Origin of the sequence: Actinomadura sp. KC06 (assembly GCF_004348735.1) — a bacterium.
Classification (GTDB): Bacteria; Actinomycetota; Actinomycetes; order Streptosporangiales; family Streptosporangiaceae; genus Spirillospora.
Genome location: NZ_SMKT01000268.1, coordinates 1 through 6,982 on the forward strand (window position 1 = coordinate 1; position 6,982 = coordinate 6,982).

Below are 6,982 nucleotides of genomic sequence, written 5' to 3' on the forward strand. Positions count from 1 at the left end.
GGGTGGGGAGGGTGGCGGCGCGGGCGGGTTCCATGCGGGTGACGCCGGCGCGGAGGATGGCTTCGAGGAGGCCGGCGCGGGAGCCGAAGTGGTAGGTGATGGCGGAGTCGTTGCCTTGTCCGGCGGTGGTGACGATGTCGCGGGTGCGGGCTGCGTCGATGCCGTCGGCGGCGAAGTGGTGGGCGCCGGCGCGCAGGAGGCGTTCGCGGGTGGCTCTTGCGTCTTTCGGCACGCCGGTGATACTAACAGGGGGCGTTATTAACGGTGGCCGTTACACCTGGAGACCCCCATGGCGGACGTCTACGACCCGTTCGATCCCGGATTCCAGGCCGATCCCTATCCCGCGTACCAGCGGCTTCGCGACGATGAGCCCGTCCACAGGCATGACGATCCGCCGTTCTGGGCGCTGTCGAGGTTCGAGGACATCTGGGCGGCGACGCGCGACGCCGAGACGTTCTCGTCGGCCCAGGGCCTGACGTTCTATCCGGATGAGATCGGCACGCTGGGCCTGGCCCCGACGATCGTGATGCTGGACCCGCCCCGGCACACCGTCCTGCGGCGCCTAGTCAGCCACGCGTTCACACCGCGCCGGATCGCCGCCCTAGAGGAACTCCTGCGTGAATTCGCCCATTCGAGGATCAGGCTCATGGAGCGAAAAGCGGCAGACGGCGCCACACCCGACCTGCACCGGGATTTCGCGTCACCGCTGCCGACGTTCGCCCTCGCTCAGCTCCTGGGCGTCCCGGAGGCGGACCGAGCGCGGTTCGACCCGTGGGTGTCCGCGCTGACGACCCTGCAGGACGACGGTTTCCACCTGAAGGCGATGAAGGGCGGGGCGGTGGACGCGGTGGCCGAGATGTTCGGCTACTTCACCGAGGTGATCGCAGCGCGCCGCGCCGACCCGTCCGACGACCTGGTCAGCGCCCTGACCGCCGCCGAGGTGGACGGGGAGCGCCTGTCCGACTGGGACATCCTCGGGTTCTGCTTCGTCATGGTCGCAGGCGGCAACGACACGACCGGGAACCTGATCTCGCACGGGGTGGCCCTGCTGGACGGCGACCACGCGCAGCGCGAGCGCCTCGCCGCCGACCGGTCGCTCGTCCCGAACGCGCTGATGGAGTTCCTGCGGCTGGAGGGTCCGGTGCAGGCGCTGGCCCGGACGACGACGCGCCCGGTGACGCTCCACGGCACGCAGATCCCGGAAGGCGAGAAGGTGATGATGCTGTTCGGCGCGGCGAACCGGGACGAGCGCGAGTTCGGCCCGTCCGCGGACGACCTCGACATCACCCGGAAGATCCCACGCCATCTGGGCTTTTCCAGCGGCGTGCATTTCTGCATCGGCTCGCATCTGGCCAAGCTGCAAGCACGCGTCGCCCTGGAAGAACTGCTCCACGCCCACCCGAACGTAGGCGTAGACCTAGAGAACGCCACACGCATCGCGTCCCCGTTCACCCGTGGCTGGGCATCGCTCCCAGCCACGGGTATAACGGCCGCTTAGCCCATGTGCGGGTACCGGTAGTCGGTCGGCGGGACGAACGTCTCCTTGATGGAGCGCGGCGATGTCCAACGCAGCAGGTTGAACACGGACCCGGCCTTGTCGTTGGTGCCGGACGCGCGCGCGCCGCCGAACGGCTGCTGCCCTACGACCGCCCCAGTGGGCTTGTCGTTGATGTAGAAGTTGCCGGCCGCGTAACGGAGCACCTCGGCGGTGTGCGCCGCGGCGGCCCGGTCGTCCGCGACGACGGCGCCGGTCAGCGCGTACGGGGCGACGGACTCCATCTGCGCGAGCATCTCCTCGTACCGCTCGTCGTCGTACACATGCACGCCGAGGATCGGCCCGAAGTACTCGGTGCGGAAGATGTCGTTCTCGGGGTCACCGGACACCAGCACGGTCGGCCGGACGAAATACCCGACCGAGTCGTCATATGTCCCCCCGGCGACGATCTCGACGTCGGGATCGGCCTGGGCCCGTTCGATGGCCGCCTTGTTCTTGGCGAAGGCCCGCTCGTCGATGAGCGCGCCCATGAAGTTGGACAGGTCGGCGACGTCCCCCATCGTGAGCCCGTCGACCTCGGCGATCAGCGCGTCCTTGAACCCGCCGTCCCAGATCGACCTCGGGACGTACGCGCGCGACGCCGCCGAGCACTTCTGCCCCTGGTACTCGAACGCGCCGCGCACCAGCACCGTCTTCAGGACGGCCGGGTCGGCGGACGGGTGCGCCACCACGAAGTCCTTGCCGCCGGTCTCGCCGACGAGACGCGGGTAGCCGCGGAACTTGTCGAGATTGGCTCCGACCGTCTTCCACAGGTGCTTGAAAGTGGCCGTGGACCCGGTGAAATGTATCCCCGCGAGGTCAGGATGCTGCAGCGCGACGTCCGAGACGGCGAGACCATCGCCCGTCACGAGGTTGATGACACCGGGCGGCAGCCCGGCCTCCTCCAGCAGCCGCATGAGCAGGACAGCCGAATACGTCTGCGTCGGCGACGGCTTCCACACGACCACGTTGCCCATCAGCGCGGGCGCGGTCGGCAGGTTCGCGGCGATCGCGGTGAAGTTGAACGGGGTGATCGCGTAGACGAACCCCTCCAGCGGACGGTGGTCGGACCGGTTCCACACCCCCGGGCTGCTGATCGGCTGCTCAGCGAGGATCCGCCGCGCGAAGTGCACGTTGAACCGCCAGAAGTCGACCAGCTCGCACGGGCTGTCGATCTCCGCCTGCTGGACGGTCTTGGACTGCCCGAGCATCGTCGCGGCCAGCAGCGTCTCCCGCCACGGCCCGGACAGCAGGTCCGCGGCCCGCAGGAAGATCGCGGCCCGGTCGTCGAACGACAGCGCCCGCCAGGCCGGCGCGGCCTCGAGCGCCGCCGCGATCGCGTCCCGCGCGTCGTCCCCGGTCGCGGTCCCGAACGTCCCGAGGACGGACGCGTGCCTGTGCGGCTGGACGACGGCAACCTTCGCGCCCGCCCCCAGCCGGCGCCGCCCGCCGATCGTCATGGGCAGGTCGATCGGCGCCTCCGCGGTCAGCTCGGCGAGCTTCGCTTCGAGCCTGGCCCGCTCGGCACTGCCCGGGGCGTACCCGCGCACCGGCTCGTTCGCCGGAGTCGGAACGTTAGTCACGGCGTCCATCAAAGGAACCTCCTGGTCAGCGGGATACGAACGAACGAAGGAAGAACACGAGATTTGCGGGCCGCTCGGCCAGGCGCCGCATGAAGTACCCGTACCAGTCGGCGCCGTACGGGATGTACACGCGCATTTGATGGGCTTCGGCGAGCCGCCGCTGCTCGGCCGTCCGGATCCCGTACAGCATCTGGAATTCGTAGGAGGACGGCGACCTCCCGGCGGCCAGCGCCAGCGCGATCTCGATGATCCGCGGGTCATGGCTGCCGACCATCGGATATCCGTCACCGCGCATGAGCGTCCGCAGCCCCCGGACATAAGCGCGGTCGACATCATGCTTGCTCTGATAGGCCACCGACGCGGGCTCCGCATAGGCGCCCTTGACGAGCCGCACGCGCGACCCGTCCCCGACCAGTTCCCGGAGATCGCCCTCACTTCGCCGCAGCATCGCCTGAATGGCGACGCCCACCCAAGGGAAATCGACACGCAACTTCCCAAGAATCTCCAGCGTGGAGTCCACAGTCGTGTGGTCCTCCATATCAAGCGTGACGGTCATGCCGACCCGTCCCGCCGCGGCACAGATGTCCCGCGCATGGTCGAGCGCGAGATCCCCGGAAAGCGCCTGCCCAAGCGCCGACAGCTTCACCGACGCATCCGCACCCCCAGCAAGCCCTTGCTCAGCGAAAGCGGCGAACAACTCCAGATAGGCGTCCCGCGTGGCCTCGGCCTGCCCCCGATCCTTGGTGTCCTCCCCCAGATGATCGAGAGTCACCTTCAGCCCATCGGCTCCAAGCCCCCGGACCACACCAAGCGCAGCGTCCAGATCTTCCCCCGCGACGAACCGGTCGACGACACCCCTGGTCAGCGGCATGGACGTGACGAGACCGCGCATCCGCCGGCTGCGCGCGGCGGCGAGGAGCAAAGGACTGAGCATCGGACCCTCCAGCGACGAGGAACACCCCGCACGTTAGGAGCACCCGCCCGACACCTCGTATAGTCAAACGTAACTTTCAGAAGGCCAGTTCTTCATACAAACGTACAAAGGACGAGGATGGACCTCCAGGAGATCGCAGAACACGCGGCAGACCTCCTCCGCGCCCCCGCGACCTTGGAGGACCGCGACTTCCACCTGGTCGCCTACGCCCCCCACGGCGACACCATCGACCCCGTCCGGATGGAGTCGATCCTGCACCGCCGCGCCACCGACGCCGTCCGCACCCGCTTCGAGCGCCACGGCATCGCCCGCGCCACCGGCCCCGTCCGGATCCCCGCCGACACCTCGGTCGGCCAGCTCGGCCGCCTCTGCCTGCCCGTCCGCTGGAACAACGTCACCTACGGCTACCTCTGGCTGCTGGACGACCCCGAGCACATCACCGACACCCAGGCGGCCCGCGCCATGCCCCTCTGCGAACGCGCCGGCCTCCTCATGGCCCGCCAGGCCAGGGAACGCGACGACCTCGGCTGGAAGGTCGCCGACCTCCTCTCCACCCACCCCGACGTCCGCACCCAGGCAGCGACAGAACTCACAGAAGCCGCAGCCCCCGAACCACCCTTCACGGTGGCCGTCCTACGGACCCCAAGCCCAGAACCCCTCAACCCCTGGCTGCTCCCCCACTCCGCCCTGACAACGGTCTGGCAGCGCGACCACATCCTGGTCCTCCCGCAGCCGGCAGCGCGCACAACCATCGACAGAGCCCGCCGCCTCCTGGAGGAACGCAACGCCCCCGTCCAGGCAGGCGTCTACTCCCCGTGCCCCACCCTCGACCACGTCCACGAGGGCTGGCTCCGCGCCCGCGTAGCCGCCCGCACCGCCGCCCCCGGCGAAACCCGCGACTGGACGACCCTGGGCGTCCTCCGCCTCCTCCGCACCGCAGGCGACGACTCCCTGACCCAAACAACCCAAACCAAAGGCACCGAGAAACTCCTCCAACACCCCGACCTGGCCGAAACAGCCCGCACCTACTTGGACCTCGCAGGCAACGTCCAGAAAACAGCCCAATCCCTGAACATCCACCGCCAAACCCTCTACCACCGCCTACACCGCATCGAAGACCTGACGTCCCTAACCCTCACCAACGGCCAAGACCGCCTGACCCTCCACCTGGCCCTAACCCTCTCCCCCCACCTGAAGCAGGAAGGCCCCTAGCAGAACACCTTCCGGCATGTTCGGAAGCGGAGGGGCGGACAGGGGGACGCCGCCCCTCCGCTGGCCTTCACGAGCGGTCGATGATCGCGAAGACGACCTTGCCTGCCTTGTCCGCAAGAGGGCGGACGCCCCAGCAGCGAGAGAAGTGGTCCACGAGCATGAGCCCCCGCCCGACCTCGCTGAACATTTCGGCCTCCTGGACGTGCGGGAGTTCGCGTGTGCCGTCCTGGACCTCCATCCACAACGCGTCGTCCTCGGTGCGCCCGACGCGCAGGATCACGTCACCGTCCTCCTCGGACGCGTACCGCAGCGCGTTGGTGACGAGTTCGCTCGCGATCAGGCACGGCGTGAAGTCGTCCATGCCCCACTGACCGGCGACCAGCCGCACGAACCGCCGCACCTCCGCGACAACCTCCAGGTCCTGCTTCACCACCATCTGGTTCTCCGCCGCATCTCCCACGACCCTCTCCTCACTGTGTGTGGCGTACAGCACACAGTGCGCCATTTTCGGGTTACGATGCGCCTACCGCCCATAGGTGGCAGAGGGTGGTAGTTCAGCCTCCGAATTCGACAGATTCCGCCGAGAGGTAGAAGCCATGCCCCCGCGACGCCAACGCCCCCGCGAGTCCCCCGCCCTGGTCGCTTTCGGCCGTCAGATGCGCCGGTTGAGAGAGGCCAAGGACGTCAAACAGGAGACAATCGCTCATCTGACGAAGGTGAGTGGTCCCCAGGTCAGTCGCATCGAGAACGGGAAGAAGCGCGCCACTCGGTCGTTCGTTGTCGCAGTGGACGACTACCTGGAAGCGGGCGGTTCTCTCATTAGTTTGTGGGAGGACCTCAACAAGGACGGGCACCCGGTACCGATCTGGTTCGACTGGCCACAGATCGAGTCGGACGCGGTGATGCTGGTGAGCTGGGAAAACTCGGTAATCCCCGGGCTGGCCCAAACACCTGCCTACGCCTTGGCAATGCTTCGCGGCAACCAGGAGGCCGCCGAGGCCCGTATCAGCCGCCAGGCCATCCTCACCAGGGACGACGACTCAGCCCCGCTGACGGTCCTGTTTCTGCTCGACGAGCACGTGCTTTACAACCTCGTCGGGACGCCAGAGACGATGCGGGAACAGCTCGAACACCTCCTGGAGCTGAGTTTGTTGCCCAACGTCACGGTTCAAGTAGTGTTGTCTAGTGGCGAGCACGAGGGCGTCCTCGGCGCCTTTGTGGTTGCGACGATGGAGGATCGGAGCGAGATCGCGTACATCGAGACAGCGATCCGAGGCATCACCACAGACAACCCGGCGGATCTGTCCAACCTAGCGAGGACCCTGGTCGAGCTCCGTTCTCAGGCGCTCACGCAGGAGATGTCGCGTGAACTGATCCGAAAGGTCATCGAAGAGAGATGGACCTGACAAACGCCAAGTGGCGCAGGAGCACCTACAGCGGCCCCAACGGCGGCAACTGCGTCGAACTGGCGGACGCGGCGGGTGTGGTGGCGGTGCGGGACAGCAAGGACCCGGACGGCCCCGTCCTCCTACTGACCCGCACGGCCCTCCGCACGGCCATCCGGTCCACCGCCAAGGCACACTGACCACCCCCTGGCGTCGATTCGTTGAGTCGCGGCGGGTCGCCTGGTCCTCCCGGCCAGGCGACCCGCCGTGCAGCACGCCAGAAAGAGGCCCTACAGGCCCAACCCGTCGGGGGACAGGGGCGGAGCCCCGGGGG

Annotated in this window: 8 protein-coding genes; 4 read left to right on the plus strand and 4 right to left on the minus strand. The window is 67.9% G+C overall.

Annotation, left to right across the window (positions count from 1 at the left end; genetic code table 11):
* On the minus strand, nt 1-232 hold a 232-nt coding region (locus tag E1287_RS40895; RefSeq protein WP_131971138.1), incomplete at its 3' end, for a TetR family transcriptional regulator.
* 57 nt (nt 233-289) lie between these two features.
* Here E1287_RS40895 and E1287_RS40900 point away from each other — a divergent pair.
* Nucleotides 290-1,498 (plus strand): cytochrome P450, encoded by a 1,209-nt coding sequence (locus E1287_RS40900; protein WP_131971140.1) that lies wholly within the window; start codon nt 290-292, stop codon nt 1,496-1,498.
* Here E1287_RS40900 and pruA read toward each other — a convergent pair.
* Nucleotides 1,495-3,126: an L-glutamate gamma-semialdehyde dehydrogenase gene (gene pruA, locus E1287_RS40905; protein WP_131971142.1), complete on the minus strand. Its 1,632-nt coding sequence runs from the start codon at nt 3,124-3,126 to the stop codon at nt 1,495-1,497. The genes E1287_RS40900 and pruA overlap by 4 nt on opposite strands.
* A 16-nt stretch (nt 3,127-3,142) precedes the next feature.
* Complete coding sequence (locus E1287_RS40910) at nt 3,143-4,051, minus strand: proline dehydrogenase family protein (RefSeq protein ID WP_131971144.1); 909 nt, start codon at nt 4,049-4,051, stop codon at nt 3,143-3,145.
* Between the two features lie 117 nt (nt 4,052-4,168).
* Between E1287_RS40910 and E1287_RS40915 the strand changes: the two genes are divergently transcribed.
* Nucleotides 4,169-5,263, plus strand: a complete 1,095-nt coding sequence (locus E1287_RS40915) for a helix-turn-helix domain-containing protein (RefSeq protein ID WP_131971146.1) — start codon at nt 4,169-4,171, stop codon at nt 5,261-5,263.
* A 67-nt stretch (nt 5,264-5,330) separates the two neighbouring features.
* Here E1287_RS40915 and E1287_RS40920 read toward each other — a convergent pair whose 3' ends face one another.
* Complete coding sequence (locus tag E1287_RS40920; RefSeq protein ID WP_131971148.1) at nt 5,331-5,723, minus strand: ATP-binding protein; 393 nt, start codon at nt 5,721-5,723, stop codon at nt 5,331-5,333.
* A 136-nt stretch (nt 5,724-5,859) separates the two neighbouring features.
* On the opposite strand from E1287_RS40920, the gene E1287_RS40925 reads away from it, so the two are divergent.
* Together E1287_RS40925 and E1287_RS40930 are read left to right on the plus strand one after the other, a co-directional pair.
* A complete protein-coding gene (locus tag E1287_RS40925; RefSeq protein ID WP_131971150.1) occupies nt 5,860-6,669 on the plus strand; it encodes a helix-turn-helix transcriptional regulator in 810 nt (269 codons plus the stop codon).
* Nucleotides 6,660-6,848: a DUF397 domain-containing protein gene (locus E1287_RS40930; RefSeq protein ID WP_131971152.1), complete on the plus strand. Its 189-nt coding sequence runs from the start codon at nt 6,660-6,662 to the stop codon at nt 6,846-6,848. Before E1287_RS40925 ends, E1287_RS40930 begins: the two co-directional genes overlap by 10 nt.
* The last annotated feature ends 134 nt before the right edge of the window (nt 6,849-6,982 follow it).